This is a genomic window from Gottfriedia acidiceleris, from assembly GCF_050457485.1.
GTDB classification, from domain to species: Bacteria; Bacillota; Bacilli; order Bacillales; family Bacillaceae_G; genus Gottfriedia; species Gottfriedia acidiceleris_D.
The window spans coordinates 83,178-109,309 of sequence record NZ_JBCMJM010000022.1; the positions used below are offsets into that span (position 1 = coordinate 83,178).

The following is a 26,132-nucleotide window of genomic DNA, read 5'->3' on the forward strand; positions in this document are numbered from 1 at the left end:
AATGGCAGGTTAGTTGAATAAGAACAAGGAAACTTTCATACTCAAAAAGAAACGAAATATAATAAATAAGAAGAAAAATAGTAGCTAAAAATAACTCTCATTTGTTCGTTAAATTGGTTAACTTTAAGCATTTTAATACTGATAGGATTGAATGTGAATGTTAGAGGTATTAAATCAACAATACGAATACATTAGATCCACAAGACAAACTTTGTTTTCGTTTTTGGAAGGGATTTAATGGTTAAGCAGTCAATATCAAAGATTGATTTTATACCATAACCCTTTGAGGAGCGAAAAAAAATGAATGCTATTCAAGTTGCTATGTTTTTTGTAATCGGAGGATTTCTTATTGCCATTTGGGGAATTGATCAAATGCTAAAGAGACATGAGATTTCTTCTGCAATTAGAAATAAAGTTTCTTGGGTATTGTTAATATTGGGTTTTATAATTCAAGCATTATTAGCAATTATTTTATGGAAAACCAGCATATAACCCTCAATTTGAATAGTTCAATATCACTTGGGAGCCGATGATTAGTTCCCTTTTAACTAACACAAACATTTAAATTACTGAATATCAACGCTTATGCTTGTTTCTTATCCGAATTTTCCCTTTCTACTATTTTAAAGACATAAAGCTTGTATAAGCTAACATAATCTAAATATAAACTATAAAGGATGTGGAGTGTTAAAATGGATGTAGCCTTAGGTATATTTCCAATCATTATGATGCTTTTTAACATAGCAATTCCTGTAGGTCTTATAGTAGTAATCTCCTACTTCTATAAATTATTTAAAATCCGAAACGAGGAATTAAAGAGGCAAAATGAACTATTAAATCGGATTGTAAATGTACTAGAGAGGTCATAGACTTTCGCAATACTATTTAATTTAAAAGAACTTAGTCCGATGGTGACTAAGTTCTTTTATTCTATTAAAATAAAAAAAATAAAAAAACTAGGGGACATACTGTAACGAAAAATAAAAACTTTCATATTAATAAACTATATCAACAATATAGACAAGCCTTTAATATGTTACTCCTAAGAGGATTTATGTCTAATAATAATGAAAGGTGATAATATGAGACATTCAAGACACCCAAGACATCATTTTCCACCAGTGCCTCCTGGCGAAAGCTTTGCATTTGTTACAAATAGTGGTGGAACAATTTCAGTAATAATAGAAGGAACAATTGTAACTTTTCCATCATTTCAGTATTTAGGTGAAGGAATTACAATTGATCGAGCAAATGATCGACTAACAGTTGAGGCACCAGGTAATTATTTTATTACTTACACTGTGAATTTAAATGCACTATTAGCCGTATCTACAAGAATATTAATAAACGGTAGACCTATTAATGCATCAGCAATCGTAAATGAAGTGAATAGATCCATTTACGGTAGTCAAATGATCTTACCATTAGACGCTGGAGATACAATTTCACTTCAATTGTTTGACTTTGTTGGAGATGTTAAGTTGTTACAAGGTGCCGGAGCAACAATTAATCTATTCAGAGTTCATTAGTACAAGTTTTAATCGTTACTCCTCGGGAAGTTTCCCTATTCCGTTATAAGAATGCACTGCTTTTTAAAAAGTAGTGCATTTTTTAATAGGTTAAAATCATAAAGTAATAAAGGTGAATCTAGTAATAACCACGAAAGTACATAGCGTAAAGTATAAAATTAAAAAGGGAGAATGATCTATGAGTAAAAAAGAGTTTCTATTAGATCAATTAGAAGTCTGTCGTAATGTTGAAAGCTGGATTCAACCTTTAAGTGTAGCATTGGATAATTTAAGTTTAGAGAATATTAGTTGGAGAAAAAAATTTCTACTCATACGATCGGTGAAATCGTATACCATTTATATTTCTATAATGAAAGATGGTTAAGAAGATTTAAAGGAGAGATCCCAACTGAAGTGGTCGAAAGTAATGCTTCAACTTTTCGAGAGATGGAAAATTTAACGAGGGAAGATTGGCAAGAGCTTGTTGAGCGGTTAGATGAGAATCTAGCGAATTGGCAGCAAGCTATAAAAGAAGTAGATGAATCAAAGCTTTATGAACAAATTCCAAATTTTCCCATAGATGCAATCTGGTGGGGAGCGTTATCTAATCTATGTACTCATAATGCTTATCATATTGGGCAAATCCTCTATATTCGAAAAGCACAAGGCTCATGGGTATCAAAGGAAGAGTAGATCCGATAATAATCAGAAAGATCATTAAATAATTTTTATTGCCGTATAAGAAATAGTAGGCTAATTTGGAAGAAGTAGGAATGGTTGAGAATAGAATTGAAAAAGATTAATAAGGGAAAATGGGGAACAAAAGATGATAACACAAAATGTTAGAAGTTACATTTTGAAAAAGTACAATATCAGCGAAGCGAATTTTTTAGGAAAGGGACAAGAAGCGGAAGTTTACTCTTATGATCAAAAAAGAGTCTTAAAATTATATAAACCAACAGCATATTCAAAGCTAGAAATATTAAAGCAATTTTATGAATCAATGAATGCTAGTGATGCAAATTTTGAATTACCAAAAATTCACGAGATTATAAAAGAGAAGGACGTTGTTTTAACAATTGAAAAACGAATTGAAGGCAGAAATATTCAAAAGGATTTATCGAATTATGATGAGCAAGTATTAGATTCTTTCTTTGAAAACTATCTATCAACAATAGTAAGTATTCAAAGAATTAAATTAGAAAAACATTTTAAAGGCATCAAATTATTAAGTGATTATGATGAAATTTCTTCAAAGGACTGGAACGATTTTTTAAAACAATCGTTACTAAGAAAGAATACAGAAGTAGATCGTTATTTAAAAAGAGATGTATCAAATTACGAAGTGAAATTAAAACGATTAATGGATGCATTTTCAGTTGGATATGAAGGGGAATATGCATTAGTACATGGTGATTATTATCCATCAAATCTATTAGTAAATTCAGATGGACAAATTAATGGTGTAATTGATTTCGGATTAATGACGTTATATGGAGACCCATTATTTGATGTTGCATTAAGCTGGATTTTATTTGATTTATATGATGAATTGGGTGAAACAAAGCTAGAAAAATATTTAAATAAAGTAGTTAATCGATTAGGCGAAGAAGTTAGAAGTACAATCCATTTGTACGTTCTTTTTTATAGTATCTATTCGGCAAATTTCTTTTCGGAAACTTGCAGTGATGGACACTACCAATGGAGTGTTCGCAATTTAAATAACGAAAAGTTTTGGGCTGCACTAGAAAATTAATGAAAATATGAAACTACTAATAAAAAATGCTCACTATTAAATAGTAAGCATTTTTTTGTTTATTTATTTACTTCTGATTTAACTAAACCAGCTACAAGTATATAACGCTGTGGTGCATGTCCAATAAAATTAAACGGATAACAAGTGCTTACCGTTAAAGTTGGTCTTGGTTTTGGGATAATAACGGTGCGATCATCTTTATCAACGATGCGAATCTTATGAACTTTGTAAGTAAATGTACCAGCCGAAGTTTTAACAATTAACGGATCGCCCACTTTTACTTTGCCAAGCTCGCGGAATACAGTATCTCGATGTCCAGCAAGAACACTATTATCTCTTTCACCTGGCATCACAGATTTAGCATAATGACCTATTCCTTTTGCAAGCTCATCCTCATCTGTCCCGTGGAAGATTGGTAGAGTTGCAGAAATTCGAGGAATCGTTAATGAACCCATTTCATCGCCAAATTTAGGATAAGTCTTGTAAAGCGGTTCGTCTCTTTTAATTTGCTTCAATTTAGTTGCTGTTTCTGTTTTGATTTCTTTTTTGAAATCATCCTTAGACTGTTTATACAGCACATAAGTTTTAATTAAAGAATAAGCATTTGTTGTAGCAAAAAATAATCCGACAATAAAAAGGAGTGCTGAAAAAATAAGTAGTACTTTTCGTTTACGATTCATAGCTTATCGTTTAACAATTACCTTTTTACGTAAAACAACAGCAGTTAACATCATTAACATACCAACCATTGTCCATTCAGTTGTATGAGTTGCAGTAGTTGGAAGTTTACCGCCATTTTCCGTTCTTACTGTAACAGTTGGTTTTGGGTTTTTAATTGCTTTTTGAGTATCTTTAACGATATCTACTATTTCGTCATCACCAATAAGTTCCTCAGGTGAAAATAAAGCGTCTAATAATAGATTACCAGCGTTGTCATAAATCTCTAAATATACTTTTACATTTTCCATAGAATCCATAGAATCATCCATAGTAAGTAATTTAGCAAAAGTTAAAGGAGTTTTAACGCCATTTTGTTCAATTGCAACTTTAATATCAATTTTTAAAGTAGATTGAAGCTCTTTTACGATATTCATTAATTCTACTTTTAATTCAGCTGGTAATTCTTCTGGAGTAGCCTCAGTATCCATTGAGAAAAATTCAGGATAATTTTCTTCTAATGCAGATGCACGTTCTCCTAATGCTTCTAATTTTGCTTCAACAGCAGGATCATCATTTACAACTTTTTCTAAGTATGCAGATAGATTATTAATCTCTGCTTCAGTAATTCCGAACTCTGAAAGAGCAGAAGAAATATCATCCATAGAAGGGAAATCATCTTCGCTACTGCTACCTGACTCATCTTCATCTAAATAAATTAAGTTTTCGATATCAGAAGTAAAGTAGTAAGTATCTAGTAATGATGCATTTTTGTCCATATCATCATAGTAGACTGCTAGATCGATAATTTCATCTTCAGTGTAACCGTACTCATCTAGAAGATCGTCTAAAGTTTTTTGTGTAAGTCTTTCACCTAAAGTATCTTTTAACTCATCAACTGAATCGAAATCAGAGATTGACTCACCGTAGTAAGAATTTAAATAATCCTCTAATTGCTTTTGAGTTAGATCGATACTAACTAAATAAGATTTTAATTCATTTGCATCTGGTGCTGCATATGCAGTTACACCTGGTACTACTAATGCCGCAGATAAAACGACTGAAGCCAATACCTTTTTCATATTGTTTCCCCCTTAATACTGCATTCCCTGAATGTAAGTGTGTTTAGATCAGTTTTATGAATGATGCAAAGGTATTAAAGGCATGAGGGCATAAGAAAGCCGATTATTTAGAATTGCTCAATAATCGGCGCCAGAAAAATAAAATTATTCTGATTCTTTAGGAGCTCGAACGACAGATTCGAATTTTCCTTTATGAGTACCGTCACAATATGGTAATTTACTTGACATGCCGCATCGACATAATGAGAAAGCTGCTTTTTGCGGATATGTATTCCCTTCAGCATCAACTAACTCAACAGTACCAGTGACACGTAAAGGACCATTATCTAAAACCTTAATTTGAACATCAGACATATTTAATTTCCTCCTACACATCTTAAAATTATTATATATTACATTTATGTTAAAATAAATGGTGTAATTTAATAAAGTATTAATTTTTTACATGAAACATGGATTTATTATAAAATGAAAAGGTTGTTTTTTTTTACTAAGAAAAATTAAAGATAAACTAAGAAAAATTTAAGTTAAGGAGTGACAATTTATGATTCGAATAGCAAAAAAAGAAGATGCCAAACAAATTGTTCCTCTAATTGTACAAGCGATTGAAGATATTGTATTTATGTTAACAGGGACATCATCATACGAACAAGCAACACCAATTTTAGAATATTATGTTCAATCTGAACAAAATAGACTAAGTTACCATAATTGTTTAGTAAAAGAAATTGAAGGAAAAGTTGTAGGAGTGATTATAGCCTACCATTCCATGGAACTATCAGTATTTGATCGTGAAATGCTTGAAATAATAAGTCGTAATTTAAATATCCAAAATGTTAAAGTTGATAAGGAAGCAGATGATGAAGATTTTTATATTGATACATTGTCAGTGCATCCAGATTATCAAGGCAAAGGAATTGGAACTGAATTATTAGAAGGATTACTTTCTTTTGCCAAAAACAAAGGGATTTCACGAGTTTCATTAAATGTAGATCAAGACAAACCTTCTGCTCGCCGATTATATGAAAAAGTGGGATTTAAATATGAGAAAGTTAGATCAATTATGAATCATTCATACGATTATTTAGTGTTCCCAATAAATGAAAAAATATTCGAAACAAAAGTCGTATAAGATGCATCCTTTCGATTGTTTAAGTTAAAATTAAGTTTGAACAATAGGAGGGATACATATGAATTTTTTTACATTTGCAAATCCAACAGAATTAATATTTGGTAAAGATAGTGTACAAAAGTTAAAAGAAAAAGCTGCTAGCTTTGGAAAGAATGTTTTACTTGTATACGGTGGTGGAAGTATTAAGAGAAATGGCTTATACGATCAAATAGTAGGTATTCTTAAAGAAGCTGATAAAACAGTTTATGAACTAAGCGGAGTTGAACCAAATCCGAAATTATCAACAGTTCATAAAGGTATACAAATTTGTAAAGACGAAAATATTGACTTTGTTTTAGCTGTTGGTGGTGGTTCTGTAATCGACTGTACAAAAGCTATTGCAGTTGGTGCGAAATTTGATGGTGAGATTTGGGATGTTATTACACGTAAAGCATTCCCAACAGATGCATTAAAATTTGGAACAGTATTAACGCTTGCAGCAACTGGTTCAGAAATGAACGCTGGGTCAGTTATTACAAATTGGGAAACAAATGAAAAATTAGGTTGGGGAAGTAAATATAGTTACCCAACGTTTTCAATTCTAGATCCTCAAAATACGTTTACAGTTCCTCGAGATCAAACAGTTTATGGATCAGTGGATATAATGTCACATGTTATTGAGTCATATTTCCACCATGGAACGAATACAAAAATTCAAGATCGCTTCTGTGAGGGGATTTTAAAAACAGTTATTGAAACTGCTCCGATCGCAGTAGAGAAATTAGATGATTATGAAGCTCGAGAAACGCTATTATATAGTGGAACAATGGCATTAAATGGAATCTTAAGTATGGGTGTCCAAGGTGATTGGGCTACACATAATATCGAGCATGCAGTTTCTGCAGTAACAGATATTCCACACGGCGGAGGATTAGCAATTATTTTCCCTCATTGGATGGAATATGTAATGAGCGAAAATGTTGATCGTTTCTGTCAATTTGCAGATAGAGTATTTGATATTAGGCAAGAATCAATGTCAAAAGAAGAATGGGCATTAGCTGGTATTAAAGCTTTACGCACATTCTGGAACCAGATCGGTGCGCCAAGTCGTTTAAGCGAGTACGGTATTACAAAAGAGCAACTACCTGAAATGGCTGCTAAAACGGTTAAATATGGTCCATTTGGTAACTTCAAAAAATTAGATCAAGAAGATGCATTGAAAATTTTAGAGGCAGCTCTTTAAGAATAAAAACTGGACAGAGAAATAACTCTGTCCAGTTTTTATATTGAATGATGGTTAACGCCAATATTATTTAAAAAAGATGCAACAATTGAATAGTAATCATCTTTGTTTTCATTTAAACTCATAGCATGTGCACCATTTTCAGCAATGAATAGTTCTCTCTTATTTTGATTTTTCGCTTCAAATAATTTAAGTGTATGGGTAAAAGGAATATAAGGGTCTGGTTTACTATGAACAAATAAAACGGGATTTTTAATATTATGTGTTGCCAGTAAAGGGGAAATATCCTTAATGAAAAATCCATTCCGAAACTTTAACCAAATGCTAGAAACTGGAAGGATTGCCCATTTAGGAAGTTTATAATCCATTTTCAAACGATATGTAAGCTGTTCCTCAAATGTAGAGAACGCGCAGTCTGAAATATAGAAAGCTGCAGAATCCTCAACAAAACCAGCATATTGTAACATTGTACATGCTCCCATTGACTCCCCATGAATGCCAAGAACAATCTCACCTTTTAAATCCTTTAAATATTGAACAACAGTTTGTAAGTCATATTTCTCATAATAACCATAGCTAGTTGTATGTCCACCTGACTCCCCATGTCGCCTATGATCATAAGTAAGTACATTAAAGCCAAGCTTTAAAAACAGCTCAGCATATTTAATTGAGTTATTCTTATTAACCGTTACACCATGTGTAATAATGACCCAATTATTTGTATCAAAGGCCTCAAACAAGTATCCCTTTAATTCATACCCATATCGAGATTGAATAGAAAAGGGTTGTTTTTGAACAGAACGATACAATCCTTCATCAAATCGGAAGTTTTCCAACTCGCGCTGATAAATAAACTCAAGTGAATTTGTTTTCATAAACAAAACTTGCTGCGTAAAATAGTAACCAACTCCAATAAAATAAATGAGAAAAAGAACAACTACAACAAGCCAGATCATCATAATAGAACCATCACTCTCTATCCAAAAAGAATATCAAAAATTGTTGTTAACTCACCACGGGTTTTACCTTCTAAAATTGAAGGATTATAAACCTCAACAAAACCACAATTTAAACAAGAAACAAATAAAAAATGATTATAATCAATATCTAGTAACTTACTTAAACCTGAACCCGACATTGATACTTCTTTAGTTTTAGCGTGTGTATGTTTACATTTCGAACAAACAAATTTATCCTTTAACAATTCTTCTGCACTAGCCATAAATAAAACCCTCCTTTGTAGTAAAGTGTATCATAGGAAAAAGAAAATTTAATAAAGGGATTTTGACAATTAAATCAAGTAATACGTTAAAATAAAAAGGAAAAATTGAAATAAGAAGCAAAGTTTATCTGAGAAAAATAAGAAAAGAGTAATTAAATTGCGAACAATAACGAGTTTAGTTTTGTCGCTTTTTGTTCACAAAAAAAATAATCCAACTATGATATAATTTTTGTATGAATGTAGAAAGTGAATTGAAATAAGTGATATTCAATTTAAAGACAAGAAATTGGGCTGACTGTTATTATCGAAAAGTGGAAATTAGTGAAGTGGCTGAATACAAACCTCCTCGATGGGTATTTGATTTTCAGTTAGATTATGAAGAAGATTATGAAATTTTTGTTTTAGAAACATTAGAATATCGAGGAACAGTTCAAGGGATTGTTGCTCTTAAAGCAAATAAACAAGAGTCCACAACGTATCTTAAATCTATAGAGGCAACTAACTTTAATAAAGTATACATAAACGGTAAAAAGACAAACGGTATTAATTTTGATAGAGTGTATAAAGGTGTAGGCTACAATTTAGTCGCATTTGCTTGTCAATATAGTTTAAATCAGGGCTGTGAAGGGTATTTATATTTAAAATCTAAAACAGAGACAATACCATTTTATACAAATGAAGAATTTGGGCTAGGAGGCAAGCAATTATTTGAAGGTAGTCAAATTATAGTATTTGATGAGCAGATTGGACAAAAACTAGCCTCTGAAAATTTTCAGGGAGGTGTAATACAATGGCTAAAATAGCACGTGATTTTTCAACTTATAAAGTTTTTACTAATGCAATAGCAGGGGATACTGATAAAAAGGTGAGTGATGCTATGCTTGAGGAAATTGAAAAGTTTGAAAAGGGATTCCCTGATGGAGTTTATGTAGAACCAATTTATAAAAAAGAACCTAGAGTAAAAGTTAAGGCGTTATTTACATATTGTAAAGAAAGAGGATTAGAGCCTAAAGACCTTACTGATGATGAAAGAAACCAGTTTATAGTATATGAATAACACATTTTTATTACTATTTAGCAAAAAAAGATGAAGATCCAAAAGATCAACCTTTTTTGTTGGTCAACTAAAAACCAGTTTTTTAGGACTTTGTTTACACAAAAAAATGATGGACTAATTGGTCGATCATTTTTTTTATTTGCACTTGTTAGGAATGGGTCCGTAAAGGCTCTAAGTGGAAAATGTTTGTGTATTAAATAGATTCAATTAAGTTAAAGGGTTTAAAAATAGAGATACCAATGAATATATTTTGTTGGACAACTAGACAAGAGATTATGATTTATGATAAATTATACAAGAAAAATTCCTTTAAAAACTACATATTTTAAATCGATGAAAAGGAAAGTAGTTTTTGCTATATTCGATAGCGAGCTAGGGACGGTGGAAGCCTAGTGATGAAGCATGAATGAAGAACACCTTTGAGTTCTAACCGAACGGGATCACTTAAGTAGGCTTAGACGTTACCAGCACGTTATTAACTGGGATAAGCAGTGTTAGCTTTAAAGTTGGTCATATTATGACAATTTGGGTGGTACCGCGGAAGTTAGTCTTTCGTCCCTTTTATAGGGATAGAAGGCTTTTTTTATTGGGAAATTAACATAAGGAGGCTAATTATGATAAAGACTGTAGTAAAAGATTTATACAGAAATCAAGAAAATTTTAAAGACAAAACCGTTCAAATTTCAGGATGGATTCGTACTCTTCGTGATTCTAAAACAATCGGTTTTATGGAGTTAAACGACGGTACATTCTTTAAGAGTGTACAAATAGTATTTGAGGACAATCTTGATAACTTCAAAGAAATTACGAAGTTACCGATTAGCTCTACTGTTTTAATAGAAGGTGAATTTATTCCAACTCCGGAAATGAAACAACCTTTTGAAATTAAAGCGACAAAAATTGTGATTGAAGGATTATCAGATACAGATTATCCATTACAAAAAAAGAGACATTCTCTTGAATATCTAAGAACAATTGCACATTTACGTCCAAGAACGAACGCATACTCAGCGGTTTTCAGAGTAAGATCACTTGCATCATATGCCATTCATAAGTTCTTCCAAGAAAAAGGATATGTATATGTACATACACCGATTATTACTGGAAGTGACACAGAAGGCGCAGGAGAGATGTTCCGTGTGACAACAATGGATCTAAACCAACTTCCAAAAGCTGAAGGCGGAAAAGTGGATGACGGCGCGGATTTCTTCGGCAAAGAAACTAACTTAACTGTAAGTGGCCAATTAAATGGTGAAGCTTATGCCCTTGCTTTCCGTAATGTGTATACATTTGGTCCGACTTTTAGAGCAGAAAATTCAAATACTGCACGACATGCCGCAGAATTCTGGATGATTGAGCCGGAAGTTGCTTTTGCAGAACTACCAGATATCATGGATCTTGGTGAAGACATGGTTAAGTTTGTCATTAATTACGTATTTGAAAATGCACCTGAAGAAATGGAATTCTTTAATAGTTTTATTGATAAATCACTTATTGAGAGATTAAAGAATGCATTAGAATCTGACTTTGGTAGAGTTACTTATACTGAAGCTGTTGAATTATTACAGAACTCTGGTAAAAAGTTTGACTACCCAGTTGAATGGGGAACAGATCTGCAAACTGAACATGAACGTTACTTAAGTGAGGAAATTTACAAGCGTCCTGTATACGTAACTGACTATCCGAAAGAAATTAAAGCATTTTATATGAGAGCGAATGAGGATGGCAAGACAGTTGCTGCGACAGACTTACTAGTTCCTGGTATTGGCGAATTAATCGGAGGAAGTCAACGTGAAGAAAGAGAAGACGTCCTTGTAGAGCGAATCAAAGAACTTGGTATGAATGAAGAAGATTACTGGTGGTATCTGGAGCTTAGAAAATACGGCGGTACAAAACATTCTGGTTATGGAATTGGATTTGAACGACTTGTTATGTATTTAACAGGAATGAAAAACATCCGTGATGTAATACCATTCCCACGTACACCAGGAAATGCAGATTTTTAAATATAAAAATGAACAATAGGATGCCTGCGGCATCCTATTGTTTTTATGAAGAACTAAAAGAATCTGAGTTTTAGCATCTGAAAAAAGAGAAATAGTAGTTTTATAATATAACAAAAGATGAAATACTTCTCTTTCTACTATAAATTAATGATAAAATAATGGAAATGGAAGGTGATATAAAATGAAAAAAAGAAAACCACAGCAACCTGTAAAACCGGCATACGAACAGAAAGAAAAAATATCATTAGGATCATTAATGAATGAAGAAATTCTTCAAAAATTAAAAAATACAAAAAAACAATTGCAAGAAAATGAAACGAAGCTAAAAGAGGAAGAAGAATCCCGTATTCGTGAAGAAAAGAGATTACGTGAGAAAAATAAATCATTCGAAGAGTTATTAAACGAGAGTAATATCTCTTGGAAGGACTTTAAATAAGGCGCAAATGGCGTCTTATTTTTTTTGCACGTGTAAAAAATTAATTTAATCATTTTTTTATAAAGGAATTTCACATTGTGAAATTTTTTGATTGTTCAAAATTTTATAATTTTTTATAGTGAAATTAAGTTAAATAAAAGGTAGTAGGTGGTGTAAATAATTTAAGATAGTGAAATTGATCTTTTTGAAAGCGCTTTAAAAAATTTCCGAATTCGATTTAAAAAACAAATGTTTAAAAAAACTACATATCGGAGTGGAGGAATTATTAAATGGGTATTCGTACAGGAGCGCAATATATTGATGGACTAAGATCTAGAAAGCCAGAGGTATGGCTAGGTGGAGAAAAGGTAGAAGATATCGTAAACCATCCAGTTTTTAAACAACCGATTCTAGAGATTGCAAAATTATATGATATGCAGTTCGATCCAGCTTATCAAGACAAAATTACACATATTTGTGAAGAAACTGGTGAGCGAATTTCTAATGCATTTTTAGTGCCTAAGTCATCTGAAGATATTAAAAAACGTGGAGATTTGTTCGAAGCATATGCAAAGTCAACATTTGGTTTAATGGGAAGAACACCAGATTTCTTGAACATTGTCTTAACTTCAATGGCAAGTAATTCATGGTTTTTAGATAAATATAATCCAGAGTGGTCAAAAAATGTCCAAAATTATTTCAAATTTGTTCGTGATAACGACATCTTCTTAACGCACGCAATTATTAACCCACAAAATGATCGCAGCAAGCCATCTTATGAACAAAAAGATTTATTTACTCATTTAGGTGCTGTTGAAGAAACGGTTGATGGATTAGTCGTTAGAGGGGCTAAAATGCTTGCGACATTAGCACCAATTACAGATGAAGTCATTATTTATTCATTCCCTGGATTCCACGATGGTGATGAGCGATATGCTTTAGCATTTGCGCTTCCAATTGACACGCCGGGATTAAAAATTTTATGTAGAGAGCAGATGCAAGATGGTAAAAGATCATTTTTTGATCATCCATTAGCATCTAGATTCGAAGAAATGGATGCTGTTCTTGTATTTGAGGATGTGTTAATTCCTTGGAATCGTGTATTTATTCATAATAATGTTGAAGCTGCAAATAATCTTTATCCAAAAACAGGTATCGCACAACAGCCTGCTCACCAGTCTGGCGTAAGAGGCTACGTAAAATTAGCTTTTGCAGTAGAGGTAGCATGCAGGTTAGCTGATTCAATTGGAGTAGATGTTTATTTAAATGTCCAAAATGACTTAGGGGAGCTACTACAATCAGTTGAAACAATTCGTGCTTTACTTCGAGTTTCCGAAATAGAGTATGAGACATTACCTTCAGGCGAAGTAAGACCGGCATGGGAACCACTTGAGACGATTCGTGGCTTGCTTCCAACTATGTACCCAAGAGCAATTGAAGTGATTCAAACAATTGGTGCAGGTGGATTATTAATGTCACCAACAGAAGCAGACTTTGAACATCCTGAGCTAAGAGATGCTATGGATAAATACTATGTTGGACGTGAAGGTGTATCCTCTTTAGACCGAGTTCAATTATTCAAACTTGCATGGGATTTATGTGGAGAAGCTTTTGGACAAAGAGCACTTCAATATGAAAGATATTATACTGGTGATCCAATTCGAAAAAGAGCAATTTACTATAACCAAATGAAACGTAAGAGAACGTTTAGTATGGTGGACGATGCATTAAACGGAGCAAAAAACTTAAAAGGAGTATCGACTAATCTAGCGAATTCTAAAGTTAACTGATTAATTTTAGAAAGCAGGGATTTTATGAAATGTTTTAGCATCAAAGAGGAGGGGATCTAATGATCTCTTCAGTTCAAAAGATTTCTAGAATATTAGATTGCTTTACAGAAGAAGAGCCAGTCCTAGGAAATTTAGAAATAGCTGAAAAGTTAAATATGAATGCAAGCTCGGTCCATCATTTAGTTCGAACTCTTTGTGCTGAAGGGATTTTAATTCAGGATAGTAAGAAAAAGTATCGACTTGGTTGGAAGCTGCTTGAATGGAGTAATCACGTTATGTATCAACAAGACATATATAGTGAGGCCATTCCATTATTAGAAAATCTACTGAAAAATTATGATAGTACCGTTCATATCGGAATGTTTGATAAAGGGGACGTTAGATTTGTCTTAAAAGTTTCCTCTAAACATTCGATACCTGTCCCAACATTTATAGGAGCTAAACGGCCTGCATATTGTACGAGTACCGGTAAAATTCTACTATCATATAATCCAGCATACTTAAAAACAACGATTGAAAAAGGCTTTAAAGCTTATACAACAAATACAATTACGACTATTGATGCATTAAAAAAAGAAATGACTGCGATTAAAGAGAATGGCTATAGCATTAGCAACAATGAAAATGATCTAGGATTATTCGGAATTGCAGCTCCAATTCAAACATATACTGGCCAAACTTTTGCAGCATTAAATATGGTTGGACCAGTTTCGTATATGATGAGCCAAGATATTGGTCGAATGATACAGGATGTTGTGAAAACTGCTAAAACAGTCTCAAATCAACTTGGTTATATTAATGCGTAATGATAGCGCTTACTTAAGTTCAAATAAAAATGAATTAATTGGAGGATTAGAGATGAATCTTAAAAGTCGAGTTTTTAATATTTTCAAATTGATTGAGGATAATAAAGAGCTATTAAAACCACCAGTTAATAATAAAGTTATTTGGGAAGATTCAGAGTATGCTGCAATGATTATTGGAGGACCAAATAAACGTAGAGACTTCCATATCGATCCTGCAGATGAATTTTTCTATCAAATTAAAGGCAATTGCTATGTTGAGTGTATTACACCGGATGGTAAGCGTGAAGTTGTAACAGTTGGGGAAGGTGAAATTTTTATGCTTCCTTCTTTTGTTCCACATTCACCTCATAGAGTAAAAGATTCATATGGAATTGTGCTTGAACGAAAAAGAGCTGAAGGTGAATTAGAAAGCTTTGTTTGGTTCTGTGATGAGTGTAATGAAGAAATGCATAAAAAGACAGTTCAATTAACGGATATTGGTACGCAAGTAAAAGAAGCGATTGAACAATTCAATGCTAGCCTTGAATTAAGAACATGTAAAAACTGTGGTCATGTCATGAAAGAGGAAGCGGATGAATGGGTATGCGTATAGACTTTCATACACACATAATTCCAGAGGATTTACCGAATTTTTTTGAAAAATACGGTCATGAAAGATGGCCGATTTTACAACCAACATGTTCATGCGGTGCCAATATTATGGTTGCTGGAAAAGTATTTAGGGAAGTAACTGATCAAGTTTGGAGTCCTGAAAAGAGAATTGAGGACATGAATAATGAAGAGGTAACAATGCAAGTGCTGTCGCCAATTCCAGTTACCTTTTCGTATTGGGCACCAGCTCCAGCTGCATTGGAAATGGCTCAAATTCAAAATGATTTTATTGCAAATACAGTTAAAAAGAATCCTTCAAAGTTTATTGGATTAGGGACAGTACCAATGCAGAACGCTGAAATAGCTATTCAAGAAATGGATCGCTGTATTCATACACTTGGATTAAGTGGATTGGAAATTGGTACAAATGTAAATGGAACAAATTTAGACAGTGACGAGTTTAGTCCATTTTTTGAAATGGCTGAAAAATGGAATGTCCCATTGTTTATTCATCCGTGGGAAACATTAGCGAAGGATCGTACACCCGATCATAACTTTATGTACACGGTTGGAATGCCGAGTGAAACAGCTTTAGCTGCTGCTAGCTTAACATTTGGTGGAGTGATTGAAAAATATCCAAAATTAAAGATTTGTTTTGCACATGGCGGAGGTTCATTCCCATTTATTCTACCTAGATTAGACCAAGGATGGAAGGTATGGCCACATTTGCGAAAAACTGCCTATCCGCCAAGTCATTATGTAAGTAATTTCTATTTTGATTCTCTTCACTATGATCCTATTAATATCCAATTTTTAATTAACCGATTTGGCTATGACAAAATTGTGATGGGCTCGGATTATCCTTTCTTATTAAGAGAAACGCCACCAGGAAGAGTGATTAATCAAATGGATATTAATAAAGAAATGAAAGAAGCTATTTTAGGAAAAAATGCCATGAAATTTTTAAATATTAAGGAGGCAGATTTACTTCATGGAAAACAAAGTATTGACTCCAGAAGATAGATTAATAAGTTTAGGTTATGCACTTAAACCAATAAGACCGGCTTCAGGTAATTATGTAAAGTCTGTTCGTACAGGTAATCTACTATTTACATCTGGTCAAGGTGTAGATGAGTACCATGGCAAAGTTGGACGAGAGTTGACGCTAGAGGAAGGATATGCAGCTTCTAGGGAGTCAATGTTAAATTTAATTAGTGTATTAAAGTACGAATTAGGTGAACTTTCAAAAGTAAAACGAATTGTAAAAATATTAGGATTCGTAAATAGTACAGAAGATTTCTATGATCATCCGAAAGTGATGAATGGAGCTTCTGACCTTTTAGTAGAAGTGTTTGGTGAAAGAGGAAAACATGCTAGGTCAGCTGTTGGGATGGCACAGCTTCCACACAATACAGCGATCGAAATTGAAATGGTTGTAGAAATAGAGGATTGAAAAATTTGGTGGCACTCGTGTCACCTTTTATTCTATTAGAATGGTAGGTGCCTATTATGCAAGTTACAGAGAAGAAAAATAAAACATTACCTATTGATTGTAAGCATTTTATTGATGGACAATCTATTCCTTCTTTTAATCAAAAAACATTTTTAAATATTAATCCTGCGACTGAAGAAGTATTAGGTTCTGTTTCTGAAGGTGGCGAGTTAGAAATTGATTTAGCAGTAAAAGCAGCAAAACGAGCGTTAAAAGGTGAGTGGAAACAATTTACAAGCAATCAAAGAGCGGCAGTATTAAGGAAAATCGGCGACGGAATATTAGCTCGAAAAGAAGAATTAGCGGCATTAGAGGCAATGGACACTGGAAAGCCATATGATCTTGCTTTAGAAGTTGATATTACTAGATCAGCTCATAATTTTTATTTTTTCGCTGACTATATTACAACTTTAAGCTCTGAGTCTCATATGCAAGATCAAACTGCCTTACATTATACATATCGTAGGCCAGTTGGTGTAGTCGGAATGATTAACCCATGGAATCTACCTTTATTACTATTAACATGGAAGCTTGCACCTTGTTTAGCGGCTGGAAATACAGCAGTTATGAAGCCAGCAGAATGGACACCAATGACAGCTACAGTTTTAGCTGAAATTTGTAAAGATGCAGGCGTACCTGACGGAGTTGTAAATGTTGTACACGGATTTGGAGCAAATGCGGCAGGCTCAGCTTTAACAGAGCACAGAGATGTTGATGCCATCACATTTACTGGTGAAACAAAAACAGGTTCAGCAATTATGAAGGCGGCAGCTCCAACGTTAAAAAAATTATCGTTTGAGCTTGGTGGAAAAAATCCAAACATTATCTTTGCTGATTCTGATTTAGACGAAGTGATTGAAACAACTTTAAAATCATCTTTTATGAATCAGGGAGAAGTTTGTTTATGTGGATCTAGAATTTATGTTCAGAGATCAATCATTGATGAATTTATTGATAAATTTGTCGCAAAAACAAAGGAATTAAAAATTGGCGATCCGTTTGAAGAAGGTACAAAAGTCGGCGCGGTCATTAGTAAAGAACATTATGATAAAGTATTATCTTATATCGAGATTGCAAAAGAAGAAGGCGGAACTATTTTAACGGGTGGTAGTAGACCAGCATCAATTGAAAAAGGGTGCTTTATCACACCGACAATCATTACTGGGCTAAGTCGTGATTCTAGATGTGTAAGAGAAGAAATATTTGGTCCAGTCGTAACAGTTATGCCTTTTGATTCGGAAGAAGAAGTGATTGAATGGGCAAATGACACTCATTATGGTTTAGGTGCAACAATTTGGACAAATGATTTACGCAGAGCCCACCGTGTTGCTCATCAAATTGAGGCAGGAATTATTTGGGTAAACACTTGGTATTTAAGAGATTTACGTACACCATTTGGAGGTATGAAGCAAAGCGGTTTAGGTCGTGAAGGTGGAATTCATAGCTTTGAGTTTTATAGTGAATTATCGAATATTACGATTAAATTATAAGGATAAAAAGGGGGCCAAAGAAGGTGAAGATTACTAGTGTAGACGAGCTAACGATTCTGCTACAAGAAGCAGAAGAGAGTGGGGTTAGTATAAAAGCTTTAACTGAGATTTTTCCTGGATTAACTGAAAGGGAAGCCTATCAAATTCAATTAACAAATGTCGAAGAAAAATTGAAAAAAGGGCAAAAAATTATCGGTAAAAAAATTGGATTAACTTCGATTGCCATGCAGGAGTTATTAGGGGTAGATGAACCAGATTACGGTCACTTACTAACAGATATGAATATTCCTAATTTCGGTGAAGTACAAGTTGCAAATATGATTTTACCAAAAGTAGAAGCTGAAATTGCATTTGTCTTAAAAAAGGATTTAATCGGTCCAAATATTACATTTGAGGATGTAGTTAATGCAACAGATTATATTGTGCCAGCATTAGAGGTAGTTGATAGTAGAATCGAAAATTGGAAAATTCGATTAGAGGATACCGTTGCCGATAACGCATCATCATGCTTATTTGTTCTTGGCAATGAGCGTTTCGATGTAAAGGAAATCGACTTACCGAATGTAACGATGGAATTTTATCGTAACGAAGAATTGATGAATTCAGGTAAGGGAGAAGCAGTGTTAGGAAACCCAATTCATTGTGTAGCATGGTTAGCCAATAAATTAAGTGAATTTGGAATCTCTCTAAATGCAGGAGAAATTATTTTATCAGGAGCTTTATCAGCTGCAATTAATGTAAATGCTGGGGACTTATTTACTGCGAAATTTCCATTATTAGGTGACGTCTCGATTTCATTTAAATAAATGAGGTGTAATTATGAATAAATTAAAAGTCGGAATCATTGGTTCGGGGAATATTGGAACAGATTTAATGATGAAATTACAGAATAATCCATTTCTAGAATTAACAACGATGATCGGAATTGATCCAGAATCTGATGGGTTAAATCGTGCAAAAGAATTAGGAATTGAAGTAATCGATAATGGAATTCAAGGATTCATTGAACGAAAAGAACTGGCAGATTTATTGTTTGATGCAACTTCTGCAAAAGCTCATTTTCATCATGCAAAAGTACTTGGTGAATTAAAGAAGCGGGTGATTGATTTAACGCCAGCGGCAATTGGGCCATTTGTCGTACCACCTGTAAATTTAGGTTCACATATAATCGAAAGCAATGTCAATTTAATAACATGTGGTGGGCAAGCAACGATCCCAATCGTTCATGCGGTAGGTCAAATTGCAGAAGTTGAGTACGCAGAAATCGTTGCAACAATTAGCTCAAGAAGTGCCGGTCCTGGTACACGTGCTAATATCGATGAATTTACTGTAACAACGGCTCGAGGACTTGAAGAAATTGGTGGAGCTAAAAAAGGAAAAGCGATCATTATTTTAAACCCGACAGAACCACCAATTATGATGAGAGATACAGTTTATTGCAAAGTTACGAATGAAGATTTTAACCATGAAAGCATGATTCAATCCGTTAAGCAAATGGTGAAAAAGGTTCAAGCGTATGTTCCAGGATACCGTTTAAGAATGGATCCAATTATAGATGGTTCAACTGTAACTGTTTATTTAGAAGTTCAAGGATCAGGGGACTACTTACCTAGCTATGCAGGAAACTTAGATATTATGACTGCATCAGCAGTAAAAGTAGCAGAAGAGATTGCACAATATGAAGCTGTAAAAACTGTTTAAAAAAGTGCCTAAAGAAAGTGAGGGAGTGCAATGTTTGGAAAAGAAGTCATTGTAACTGAAGTAGCGCTTCGAGATGGAAGTCATGCAATTGCTCATTCGTATACAGTAGATCAAGTCGTTCGAATTGCGAAGGCTCTTGATGATGCAAAAATGCCTTTTATTGAAGTATCACATGGAGATGGTTTAGGTGGTTCTTCACTACAATATGGTTTATCAACTACAAATGAATTTGAATTGATCGAAGCAGCGGTAAATTCATGTAATCACTCAAAGATTGCTGTCTTACTATTACCTGGTATTGGAACAGTAAAAGAATTAAAAACGGCAGCAAAAATTGGAGCAAAGATGGCTCGTATAGCTACCCATGTTACTGAAGCTGATGTTTCGAAACAACATATTTCTATGTCTAAAGAGCTTGGATTAGAAACTGTCGGATTTTTAATGATGTCCCATATGGCACCAGTTGAAAAATTAGTTGAACAAGCCAAATTGATGGAAAGTTATGGTGCGGATGTTGTATATATGGTTGACTCTGCAGGAGCGTTTCTTCCACATGAAGTAAAAGAACGAATTGCTGCTTTACGAGGGTCTCTTGATATTGAAGTTGGATTCCATGCACATAATAATCTTTCTCTAGCGATGGCAAATACATTAGTAGCGATTGAAGAAGGAGCTACTAGAATTGATGGAAGTGTACGCTGCTTAGGTGCTGGAGCGGGAAATACACAAACTGAAGTGTTAATTGGTGTATTAGAACGATTAGGAATCAAGACAGGAATTGATTTCTATAAGATGATGGACTTAGCAGAGGAGATCGTTGCACCAATTCTTCAAACACCACAAGAGATTACTAAAGGTAGTCTAATTTTAGGCTATGCAGGAGTGTATTCTAGTTTTCTATTACATGCCAATCGAGCAGCTAAAAAATGGAATGTTGATGCAAGAGATGTCTTAATTGAATTAGGGAAACAAAAAGTAGTCGGTGGGCAAGAGGATATGATTCAAGAAGTTGCTTGTATGTTAGCAAATAAAAAATTGTCCGTTTTTTGAGAGGAGACGAGTTTTATGATAACTGAAATCGCGAATAAAATATATATGCACCAAAAAAATGGTCTAGAAATGGATAAAATTACGATTGAACATCCTGAATTAGACGTTAATAATGCTTATGAAATTCAAAAATTAAGTATTGATAATGCGATTAAAAATGGTGATCCATTAATTGGTTGGAAAATGGGATTAACAAGTATTGCTAAACAAAAATCTGTTAATGTTGAAGAGCCGATTTATGGACGCTTAACAAAATCGATGGAATTAGAAGAAAATGAATTAAAGATGGAAGGTTCAATCCATCCGAGGGTTGAGCCAGAAATCGCATTTATGATTAACAAGCCCTTATTTGGACATGACGTAACAGCAAAAGATGTATGGGAAGCAACTGAGTATATTGTACCTGCATTAGAAATAATCGATAGTCGATATAAAAATTTCTCATTTACGTTAACAGATGTAGTAGCAGATAATGCATCTTCATCAAAATTTATCATTGGTAAACAGCAATATTCACCTACATATACTTCTTGGGATGAAATTAATGTTGAATTATATAAAAATGGAGTAAAAGTACAAAGTGGTGTAAGCTCTGATGTACTAGATCATCCTGTAGAATCTGTCGTAAAGTTAGTGCAGATGCTAAGTAAAAACGGCGAACAAATTGAACCAGGGATGATTATCTTAACGGGCGGTATTACAGAAGCGATCCACGTTGAAGAGGGCGATGTTGTAGAAGCACGTTTTGATGGAATCGAGACAATGTCACTACAAGTAACGAGGTAGTACTTTATGCCAATCATTCAAATTCAACTGATTGAAGGTAGAAGTCCAGAATTAAAAAAACAATTAATGAGAGAATTAAATGAAGTTGTTTGTCGTACATTGGATGTTCAGCCCCCACAAGTAAGGATCTTAATAAACGAAATACAAAAGGAAAACTGGTCCGTCGGTGGAGTTGCGAAGGATGAATAGAAAAGGCCCCTTTTTTAAGGGGCTTTTTATCTTGTAAAGAATAGTTTTTTTATCTTAGGATCTGTTAAAGTAGATTTTGATTTTCTTGTGTAACTAAAGGGAAAGAATCGATAATTTACTAAATGACAATAGAAAAATGAAGTTAATAGGAGTACTGAACATTGCAGTTGCAATTTTTGTAGGGTAGGTTGTCTATATAAAATAAACTAATTGAACTAACGCATTACTTTCGTTTAAAACAAGTAAAGGATGATTATAATCGATCAAGTGAAAGGCACTCGCATTTTTTAATCAAAAAGAACCAGATTTAATTTTACTTGGTATAATGCTCCTTAAATTGAATAGTACGGAATTATTGAAAAAAGTAAGAGAAAAAAGTAGGGTTCCTAAGCAAGAGTATGAGAAGGCAGTGAAATAGTTTGGAGAATTAAATGGAGTACGAAAATTAGAAGAAAGTGAGAAACAGAAGAGCCCTGATGAGGGCTTTTCTATTTCTCATGAATACTAAGAAATGTCAATAAATTAAGAGAAACGATATTCTAAGTTTCAACTTAATTTGTGATTGACATCCTTAATGATTGATTTCGTCTTCTAATTTACATAGATTAATGACGTAAAAATCTTTGCTATCAAGTGAAATGGCAGCTTTTTTTCGTAGCTGGGTTAGAGTTCTGCTTACTGTTTCCCTTGAAGTTCCAATCATATTGGCTAGTTCTGTGTTTGTGAATTTGGTTGTGAGTTTGTAGGAGTCTCCAATTTTCTCGCCATTTGATTTAGATAATCGTATTAAAAGCATAATCACTTGTTCGTATGTATTGTGAAGTATTTTTTCTTCAAGACGATTTTGTAAATCAACAATTTTTTCTCCCAATACTCGAAACATTTTTATACATAGTTCAGGATAACTTATTAAAATTTTCTCAAAATCATTTATTGGTGTTACGATTAGCTGTGCATTTTCAATTACTTCTGCATTTGCAGGAAACGTCCCTTTTCGGAAAAAGCCAGCATGAGGAAACATTTCACCCTCTTGGAGGACAGATACAATTTGTTCTTTGCCATTCGCATCAGTTTTATAAATTTTCACTGTACCAGTATGGATAAAGAATACTCTGTCTAACAGTTCGTCTTGCATAAAAATGATGGAATGAGCGTTATATTTTCTCGGTGAAGAAATTGAGATAATAGGTTCTAACTCTTCTTCTGATAACTCTTTAAATAATGGAACTGTTTGCAGATGCTTTTTAATATCATCTCTTTTTATCATTGGAATACTCCTTTCAAGATTGAACCTTAGGAATATAAACACATGCTGGCTCACTTTCTAAGTAATCACCAGTGAGTGCATAAGCTCTAGAACGAGATCCACCGCAAACATAGCGATATTCACATTTTCCACATTTTCCTTTATATTTATCAGGATTTCTTAATTCTTTAAAAATTGGAGAATAACGGTAGATTTCTGAAAGAGATTTTTCTCTTACATTGCCGCCTTTAATGGGAAGCAGACCACTAGGGAAAACGTCACCAATATGAGAAATAAACAATATCCCATTTCCATCATTTACGCCTCTTGGTGCTCTACCCAAGTCAAACTGTCCTGTTTTACCAGCATTTAATGCATCTTGGTATTGAATATTCTTTTGAGTATCTTTATTTTTTCTTATTTTTTCTGAGATGACTACTCGTCGATAGTGCTGTGCAGCAGTTGTTTTAATATCAAAAGGTACTCGTTTGCTTAATTCATTTAGCCAACGGAATACTTTTTCGTGTTCTACCGGTGAAATCATGTCAGTTACTTTGCCTCTTCCTGTTGGAACAAGGAAAAATACACTCCACAGTACACAATTTAATTGTTGAATCAAATCTGCCATTTCTTCTAAGAAATCGATATTATAACGCGAGATAACAGTGTTAATTTGTAATGGAAGTTCTAACTCGTGAATGTATTTAATTGCATTCATTGTTAAATCGAATGATCCTGAAGTACCTCGGAAGTGATCATGGATTTCGGCAGTTGGACCATCTAAGCTAAATGCCCAACGAGCAAGACCTACTTCTTTTGCCCTTTCAATGGCTTCTTTTGTTACATTTGGCGTAGCACTAGGTGTCATGGAAACGCGCACACCTTTTTGAATCGCGTAAGAAGCAAGATCATAAACGTCAGGTCGCATGAGTGGGTCGCCACCGGTGAATACAAGCATTGGATTATTCATTTCATAAATTTCATTAATAAGTTTTTTACCTTCATCCAAGTCAAGTTCAAGAGGGTGCCGTTTGTACTGAGCTTCAGCTCTACAATGAAGACAATTGAGCTCACAGGCTCTAGTTAATTCCCATATCACAATAAATGGGTCCTTATCGAAATTAGTCTCAAACATAGATGTTCCTCCCATTGTAAGTTTTTACTTTATGATACAGGACAATAATTGAAAGATTAGTGAACTATATCACAGAACCCCCAAAATTGTTTCAGTATGATGTAAGAATAATAAGTAAAGAGGGTGCTATATTGTGAAAATAATAGTTCCAAAACAACACGGTGCTTGGGCAATGCTATTAATTCCTTATATACTTGGAGTTGTCGCGAGTTCGTTTCGTTTAATTCATATCCCTTTATTTATAGGTTGGTTTTTTCTATACCTTGCAACCTATCCTTTAATTATGGTGATCAAAGGGAAACAAGTGTCATTTTATTTTAATTGGGCGGTAGGTTATTTTTTCATTTCATTCGTATTTTTAGGACTCGTGATGTTTGCAGAGTGGAGATTGATATACTTCGGTTTAGCGATGATTCCATTCTTTTTATTAAATATATACTTCGTTAAGAGAAAAAACGAACGAGCCTTTACGAATGACATTGTTGCGATTAGCGTTTTTTGTATAGGTGGATTGGCTAGTTTTTATATAGGGAAGGGGGTACTTACAAGCGAAGGCTGGAGTGTAGCACTCTTAGTATTTTTGTTCTTTTTAGGTAGTACATTTTTTGTGAAATCAATGATTCGAGAAAAAAAGAATAAGAGATTCCGTTGGTATTCATGGGGATACCATTTAATCGTCTTATTATTAATTTTTACTTTAAAAGATTCTTGGCTTTGGATTCTTCCTTTCTTTCCTAGTTTAATAAGAGCAATTTCCTTGCATAATAAAAAACTTACTATTATGCAATTGGGAATCATTGAGATTATCAATTCTGTCATATTCTTAGTGGTAACTAGTTTTCTGTTTTTGTAGATTCTGCTTTTTTTTACTGCGAAGTTTCAATATACAAAAGCGACTTCTACTAAATGAAGTCGCTATTTTAGTATATTTCAATCCCTTATAACAGCATTTAAAGCGTTAAATTTCAGATTAATTGTAGTAGCTAACTCGTTATAATGATGAAACAAACTAGTATTCTCATCATAAATGGACGGAGTAGGTGAATTTTCGATAACTTCCTCAATCGGAAGTTTAGCAAGTACCTTTCTTCCTAATCGATCTGCTAATAAATCGCCTCCGCCTTTTCCGAATATATAGTACTTTTCGGATCCTTCTTTAGGTTGGAAGTAAGACATATTTTCAACTACTCCAAGAATATCATGGTTCGCTTTTAGGGCCATCGTACCTGCTCTCTCGGCGACAATTGATGCCGTTTGATGAGGGGTAGTGACAATAATTTCTTTACTTTGAGGAATGATGTGATGCATATCGAGTGCAATATCACCGGTCCCTGGAGGCATGTCTAAAATGCAATAGTCTAATTCACCCCAAATGACATCTTTACTGAAATGCTCAACCATTTTTCCTAGCATAGGGCCTCTCCAAACAACCGGATCGTTATTTTTGATAAAAAAACCCATCGATATAATTTTTACTCCGTGTGACTCCACAGGGATGATTTTTCCGTTAAAAGTTTTTGGCCTGATGTCGATTTTCATCATTTTAGGAATGCTAAATCCATAAATATCTAAGTCAATTAAAGCAACTCTTTTACCTTGTCTAGCAAGGGAAACTGCAAGATTTGTCGATACGGTTGATTTACCTACTCCACCTTTTCCACTTGTAATAGCAATTACATTACCTGATAACATGTACACACCTCTTTTTAAATTTTAAGGGTCAATTGTGTGATGTACTTCACAGTCCTGGAAATAGACTTTCTGTACAATTATGACAAAGAAGAAGACTTCATCATGTA

30 protein-coding genes and 1 other annotated feature are annotated in these 26,132 nt (G+C 33.7%); of the genes, 22 read left to right on the forward strand and 8 right to left on the reverse strand.

Annotated features, from left to right (window positions below; translation table 11 throughout):
* Nucleotides 1-300 precede the first annotated feature (300 nt).
* From ABEY15_RS21540 to ABEY15_RS21555, 4 genes are all read left to right on the forward strand, one after another.
* Nucleotides 301-492 carry a hypothetical protein gene (locus tag ABEY15_RS21540; protein WP_429892099.1) on the forward strand — a complete coding sequence of 64 codons (192 nt, stop codon included), beginning with the start codon at nt 301-303 and terminating at the stop codon, nt 490-492.
* A 590-nt stretch (nt 493-1,082) separates the two neighbouring features.
* Entirely contained in the window at nt 1,083-1,529 is a 447-nt protein-coding gene (locus ABEY15_RS21545) for a BclA C-terminal domain-containing protein (RefSeq protein WP_429892100.1), read from the forward strand.
* 288 nt (nt 1,530-1,817) lie between these two features.
* A complete protein-coding gene (locus ABEY15_RS21550; RefSeq protein ID WP_429892101.1) occupies nt 1,818-2,201 on the forward strand; it encodes a DinB family protein in 384 nt (127 codons plus the stop codon).
* A 133-nt stretch (nt 2,202-2,334) separates the two neighbouring features.
* Nucleotides 2,335-3,264, forward strand: a complete 930-nt coding sequence (locus ABEY15_RS21555) for an aminoglycoside phosphotransferase family protein (RefSeq protein WP_429892102.1) — start codon at nt 2,335-2,337, stop codon at nt 3,262-3,264.
* A gap of 59 nt (nt 3,265-3,323) precedes the next feature.
* Here the strand turns inward: ABEY15_RS21555 and ABEY15_RS21560 are convergent, their stop codons facing one another.
* The 3 genes from ABEY15_RS21560 to ABEY15_RS21570 form a co-directional block, all read right to left on the reverse strand.
* Nucleotides 3,324-3,944 carry a class D sortase gene (locus ABEY15_RS21560; protein WP_248268813.1) on the reverse strand — a complete coding sequence of 207 codons (621 nt, stop codon included), beginning with the start codon at nt 3,942-3,944 and terminating at the stop codon, nt 3,324-3,326.
* A 3-nt stretch (nt 3,945-3,947) separates the two neighbouring features.
* Nucleotides 3,948-5,003 carry a processed acidic surface protein gene (locus ABEY15_RS21565; RefSeq protein ID WP_429892103.1) on the reverse strand — a complete coding sequence of 352 codons (1,056 nt, stop codon included), beginning with the start codon at nt 5,001-5,003 and terminating at the stop codon, nt 3,948-3,950.
* A gap of 144 nt (nt 5,004-5,147) precedes the next feature.
* Nucleotides 5,148-5,357 (reverse strand): CDGSH iron-sulfur domain-containing protein, encoded by a 210-nt coding sequence (locus tag ABEY15_RS21570; protein ID WP_069033382.1) that lies wholly within the window; start codon nt 5,355-5,357, stop codon nt 5,148-5,150.
* A 190-nt stretch (nt 5,358-5,547) separates the two neighbouring features.
* On the opposite strand from ABEY15_RS21570, the gene ABEY15_RS21575 reads away from it, so the two are divergent.
* Together ABEY15_RS21575 and ABEY15_RS21580 are read left to right on the forward strand one after the other, a co-directional pair.
* Nucleotides 5,548-6,135: an N-acetyltransferase family protein gene (locus ABEY15_RS21575; protein ID WP_429892104.1), complete on the forward strand. Its 588-nt coding sequence runs from the start codon at nt 5,548-5,550 to the stop codon at nt 6,133-6,135.
* Nucleotides 6,136-6,193: 58 nt separating this feature from the next.
* Nucleotides 6,194-7,357, forward strand: coding sequence for an iron-containing alcohol dehydrogenase (locus tag ABEY15_RS21580; RefSeq protein WP_429892105.1), 1,164 nt, complete (start codon nt 6,194-6,196; stop codon nt 7,355-7,357).
* Nucleotides 7,358-7,395: 38 nt separating this feature from the next.
* On the opposite strand, the gene ABEY15_RS21585 is transcribed toward ABEY15_RS21580, so the two are convergent.
* Nucleotides 7,396-8,316 carry an alpha/beta hydrolase gene (locus tag ABEY15_RS21585; protein WP_429892106.1) on the reverse strand — a complete coding sequence of 307 codons (921 nt, stop codon included), beginning with the start codon at nt 8,314-8,316 and terminating at the stop codon, nt 7,396-7,398.
* 17 nt (nt 8,317-8,333) lie between these two features.
* On the reverse strand, nt 8,334-8,579 hold the full coding sequence (locus ABEY15_RS21590) for a zinc ribbon domain-containing protein (protein WP_429892107.1): 246 nt from the start codon (nt 8,577-8,579) through the stop codon (nt 8,334-8,336).
* A gap of 326 nt (nt 8,580-8,905) precedes the next feature.
* Here ABEY15_RS21590 and ABEY15_RS21595 point away from each other — a divergent pair, with 326 nt between their 5' ends.
* The 15 genes from ABEY15_RS21595 (at nt 8,906) to ABEY15_RS21665 (ending at nt 21,952) form a co-directional block, all read left to right on the forward strand.
* Nucleotides 8,906-9,382, forward strand: coding sequence for a hypothetical protein (locus tag ABEY15_RS21595; protein ID WP_429892108.1), 477 nt, complete (start codon nt 8,906-8,908; stop codon nt 9,380-9,382).
* A complete protein-coding gene (locus ABEY15_RS21600) occupies nt 9,370-9,636 on the forward strand; it encodes a hypothetical protein (RefSeq protein ID WP_429892109.1) in 267 nt (88 codons plus the stop codon). The genes ABEY15_RS21595 and ABEY15_RS21600 overlap by 13 nt, the downstream gene beginning before the upstream one ends.
* 324 nt (nt 9,637-9,960) lie before the next feature.
* Nucleotides 9,961-10,199, forward strand: a binding site (T-box leader).
* A gap of 51 nt (nt 10,200-10,250) precedes the next feature.
* A complete protein-coding gene (gene asnS / locus ABEY15_RS21605; RefSeq protein WP_429892110.1) occupies nt 10,251-11,642 on the forward strand; it encodes an asparagine--tRNA ligase in 1,392 nt (463 codons plus the stop codon).
* A 181-nt stretch (nt 11,643-11,823) separates the two neighbouring features.
* Nucleotides 11,824-12,078, forward strand: a complete 255-nt coding sequence (locus tag ABEY15_RS21610; protein ID WP_429892112.1) for a YqkE family protein — start codon at nt 11,824-11,826, stop codon at nt 12,076-12,078.
* Nucleotides 12,079-12,347: 269 nt separating this feature from the next.
* Entirely contained in the window at nt 12,348-13,847 is a 1,500-nt protein-coding gene (locus tag ABEY15_RS21615; protein ID WP_429892113.1) for a 4-hydroxyphenylacetate 3-hydroxylase family protein, read from the forward strand.
* Between the two features lie 59 nt (nt 13,848-13,906).
* The gene (locus tag ABEY15_RS21620) at nt 13,907-14,653 is read left to right on the forward strand and encodes an IclR family transcriptional regulator (RefSeq protein ID WP_098233825.1); all 747 of its coding nucleotides are present in this window, start codon (nt 13,907-13,909) and stop codon (nt 14,651-14,653) included.
* 52 nt (nt 14,654-14,705) lie between these two features.
* Nucleotides 14,706-15,245: a 3-hydroxyanthranilate 3,4-dioxygenase gene (locus ABEY15_RS21625; protein ID WP_114343061.1), complete on the forward strand. Its 540-nt coding sequence runs from the start codon at nt 14,706-14,708 to the stop codon at nt 15,243-15,245.
* Nucleotides 15,230-16,267 (forward strand): amidohydrolase family protein, encoded by a 1,038-nt coding sequence (locus ABEY15_RS21630; protein WP_429892114.1) that lies wholly within the window; start codon nt 15,230-15,232, stop codon nt 16,265-16,267. Before ABEY15_RS21625 ends, ABEY15_RS21630 begins: the two co-directional genes overlap by 16 nt.
* The gene (locus tag ABEY15_RS21635) at nt 16,236-16,697 is read left to right on the forward strand and encodes a RidA family protein (RefSeq protein WP_069033372.1); all 462 of its coding nucleotides are present in this window, start codon (nt 16,236-16,238) and stop codon (nt 16,695-16,697) included. Before ABEY15_RS21630 ends, ABEY15_RS21635 begins: the two co-directional genes overlap by 32 nt.
* Before the next feature lie 56 nt (nt 16,698-16,753).
* Complete coding sequence (locus ABEY15_RS21640) at nt 16,754-18,226, forward strand: aldehyde dehydrogenase (RefSeq protein WP_429892115.1); 1,473 nt, start codon at nt 16,754-16,756, stop codon at nt 18,224-18,226.
* 29 nt (nt 18,227-18,255) lie between these two features.
* The gene (locus tag ABEY15_RS21645) at nt 18,256-19,032 is read left to right on the forward strand and encodes a 2-keto-4-pentenoate hydratase (protein ID WP_429892136.1); all 777 of its coding nucleotides are present in this window, start codon (nt 18,256-18,258) and stop codon (nt 19,030-19,032) included.
* Between the two features lie 13 nt (nt 19,033-19,045).
* The gene (locus ABEY15_RS21650) at nt 19,046-19,927 is read left to right on the forward strand and encodes an acetaldehyde dehydrogenase (acetylating) (RefSeq protein WP_429892117.1); all 882 of its coding nucleotides are present in this window, start codon (nt 19,046-19,048) and stop codon (nt 19,925-19,927) included.
* 30 nt (nt 19,928-19,957) lie between these two features.
* A complete protein-coding gene (dmpG, locus tag ABEY15_RS21655; RefSeq protein WP_429892119.1) occupies nt 19,958-20,977 on the forward strand; it encodes a 4-hydroxy-2-oxovalerate aldolase in 1,020 nt (339 codons plus the stop codon).
* A gap of 15 nt (nt 20,978-20,992) precedes the next feature.
* Nucleotides 20,993-21,763 (forward strand): 2-keto-4-pentenoate hydratase, encoded by a 771-nt coding sequence (locus tag ABEY15_RS21660; protein WP_429892121.1) that lies wholly within the window; start codon nt 20,993-20,995, stop codon nt 21,761-21,763.
* A gap of 6 nt (nt 21,764-21,769) precedes the next feature.
* Nucleotides 21,770-21,952 (forward strand): tautomerase family protein, encoded by a 183-nt coding sequence (locus tag ABEY15_RS21665; RefSeq protein WP_429892122.1) that lies wholly within the window; start codon nt 21,770-21,772, stop codon nt 21,950-21,952.
* A gap of 571 nt (nt 21,953-22,523) precedes the next feature.
* On the opposite strand, the gene ABEY15_RS21670 is transcribed toward ABEY15_RS21665, so the two are convergent.
* Both ABEY15_RS21670 and ABEY15_RS21675 read right to left on the reverse strand, forming a co-directional pair.
* Nucleotides 22,524-23,216 (reverse strand): Crp/Fnr family transcriptional regulator, encoded by a 693-nt coding sequence (locus tag ABEY15_RS21670; protein ID WP_429892137.1) that lies wholly within the window; start codon nt 23,214-23,216, stop codon nt 22,524-22,526.
* 16 nt (nt 23,217-23,232) lie between these two features.
* Nucleotides 23,233-24,333 (reverse strand): TIGR04053 family radical SAM/SPASM domain-containing protein, encoded by a 1,101-nt coding sequence (locus ABEY15_RS21675; RefSeq protein WP_429892123.1) that lies wholly within the window; start codon nt 24,331-24,333, stop codon nt 23,233-23,235.
* Nucleotides 24,334-24,466: 133 nt separating this feature from the next.
* Between ABEY15_RS21675 and ABEY15_RS21680 the strand changes: the two genes are divergently transcribed.
* Complete coding sequence (locus tag ABEY15_RS21680; RefSeq protein ID WP_429892125.1) at nt 24,467-25,186, forward strand: YwiC-like family protein; 720 nt, start codon at nt 24,467-24,469, stop codon at nt 25,184-25,186.
* A gap of 77 nt (nt 25,187-25,263) precedes the next feature.
* Here ABEY15_RS21680 and ABEY15_RS21685 read toward each other — a convergent pair whose 3' ends face one another.
* A complete protein-coding gene (locus ABEY15_RS21685) occupies nt 25,264-26,025 on the reverse strand; it encodes an Mrp/NBP35 family ATP-binding protein (protein WP_429892127.1) in 762 nt (253 codons plus the stop codon).
* Nucleotides 26,026-26,132 lie beyond the last annotated feature (107 nt).

Coding starts and splice junctions, on each gene's coding strand:
- ABEY15_RS21560 (WP_248268813.1), bottom strand. CDS start 3,944: ATGAATCGTAAACGAAAAGTACTACTTATTTTTTCAGCACTCCTTTTT.
- ABEY15_RS21585 (WP_429892106.1), bottom strand. CDS start 8,316: ATGATGATCTGGCTTGTTGTAGTTGTTCTTTTTCTCATTTATTTTATT.
- ABEY15_RS21540 (WP_429892099.1), top strand. CDS start 301: ATGAATGCTATTCAAGTTGCTATGTTTTTTGTAATCGGAGGATTTCTT.
- ABEY15_RS21590 (WP_429892107.1), bottom strand. CDS start 8,579: ATGGCTAGTGCAGAAGAATTGTTAAAGGATAAATTTGTTTGTTCGAAA.
- ABEY15_RS21620 (WP_098233825.1), top strand. CDS start 13,907: ATGATCTCTTCAGTTCAAAAGATTTCTAGAATATTAGATTGCTTTACA.
- ABEY15_RS21555 (WP_429892102.1), top strand. CDS start 2,335: ATGATAACACAAAATGTTAGAAGTTACATTTTGAAAAAGTACAATATC.
- ABEY15_RS21575 (WP_429892104.1), top strand. CDS start 5,548: ATGATTCGAATAGCAAAAAAAGAAGATGCCAAACAAATTGTTCCTCTA.
- ABEY15_RS21685 (WP_429892127.1), bottom strand. CDS start 26,025: ATGTTATCAGGTAATGTAATTGCTATTACAAGTGGAAAAGGTGGAGTA.
- ABEY15_RS21625 (WP_114343061.1), top strand. CDS start 14,706: ATGAATCTTAAAAGTCGAGTTTTTAATATTTTCAAATTGATTGAGGAT.
- ABEY15_RS21600 (WP_429892109.1), top strand. CDS start 9,370: ATGGCTAAAATAGCACGTGATTTTTCAACTTATAAAGTTTTTACTAAT.
- asnS (WP_429892110.1), top strand. CDS start 10,251: ATGATAAAGACTGTAGTAAAAGATTTATACAGAAATCAAGAAAATTTT.
- ABEY15_RS21640 (WP_429892115.1), top strand. CDS start 16,754: ATGCAAGTTACAGAGAAGAAAAATAAAACATTACCTATTGATTGTAAG.
- ABEY15_RS21665 (WP_429892122.1), top strand. CDS start 21,770: ATGCCAATCATTCAAATTCAACTGATTGAAGGTAGAAGTCCAGAATTA.
- ABEY15_RS21630 (WP_429892114.1), top strand. CDS start 15,230: ATGGGTATGCGTATAGACTTTCATACACACATAATTCCAGAGGATTTA.
- ABEY15_RS21675 (WP_429892123.1), bottom strand. CDS start 24,333: ATGTTTGAGACTAATTTCGATAAGGACCCATTTATTGTGATATGGGAA.
- ABEY15_RS21570 (WP_069033382.1), bottom strand. CDS start 5,357: ATGTCTGATGTTCAAATTAAGGTTTTAGATAATGGTCCTTTACGTGTC.
- ABEY15_RS21565 (WP_429892103.1), bottom strand. CDS start 5,003: ATGAAAAAGGTATTGGCTTCAGTCGTTTTATCTGCGGCATTAGTAGTA.
- ABEY15_RS21580 (WP_429892105.1), top strand. CDS start 6,194: ATGAATTTTTTTACATTTGCAAATCCAACAGAATTAATATTTGGTAAA.
- ABEY15_RS21615 (WP_429892113.1), top strand. CDS start 12,348: ATGGGTATTCGTACAGGAGCGCAATATATTGATGGACTAAGATCTAGA.
- ABEY15_RS21660 (WP_429892121.1), top strand. CDS start 20,993: ATGATAACTGAAATCGCGAATAAAATATATATGCACCAAAAAAATGGT.
- ABEY15_RS21635 (WP_069033372.1), top strand. CDS start 16,236: ATGGAAAACAAAGTATTGACTCCAGAAGATAGATTAATAAGTTTAGGT.
- ABEY15_RS21610 (WP_429892112.1), top strand. CDS start 11,824: ATGAAAAAAAGAAAACCACAGCAACCTGTAAAACCGGCATACGAACAG.
- dmpG (WP_429892119.1), top strand. CDS start 19,958: ATGTTTGGAAAAGAAGTCATTGTAACTGAAGTAGCGCTTCGAGATGGA.
- ABEY15_RS21650 (WP_429892117.1), top strand. CDS start 19,046: ATGAATAAATTAAAAGTCGGAATCATTGGTTCGGGGAATATTGGAACA.
- ABEY15_RS21545 (WP_429892100.1), top strand. CDS start 1,083: ATGAGACATTCAAGACACCCAAGACATCATTTTCCACCAGTGCCTCCT.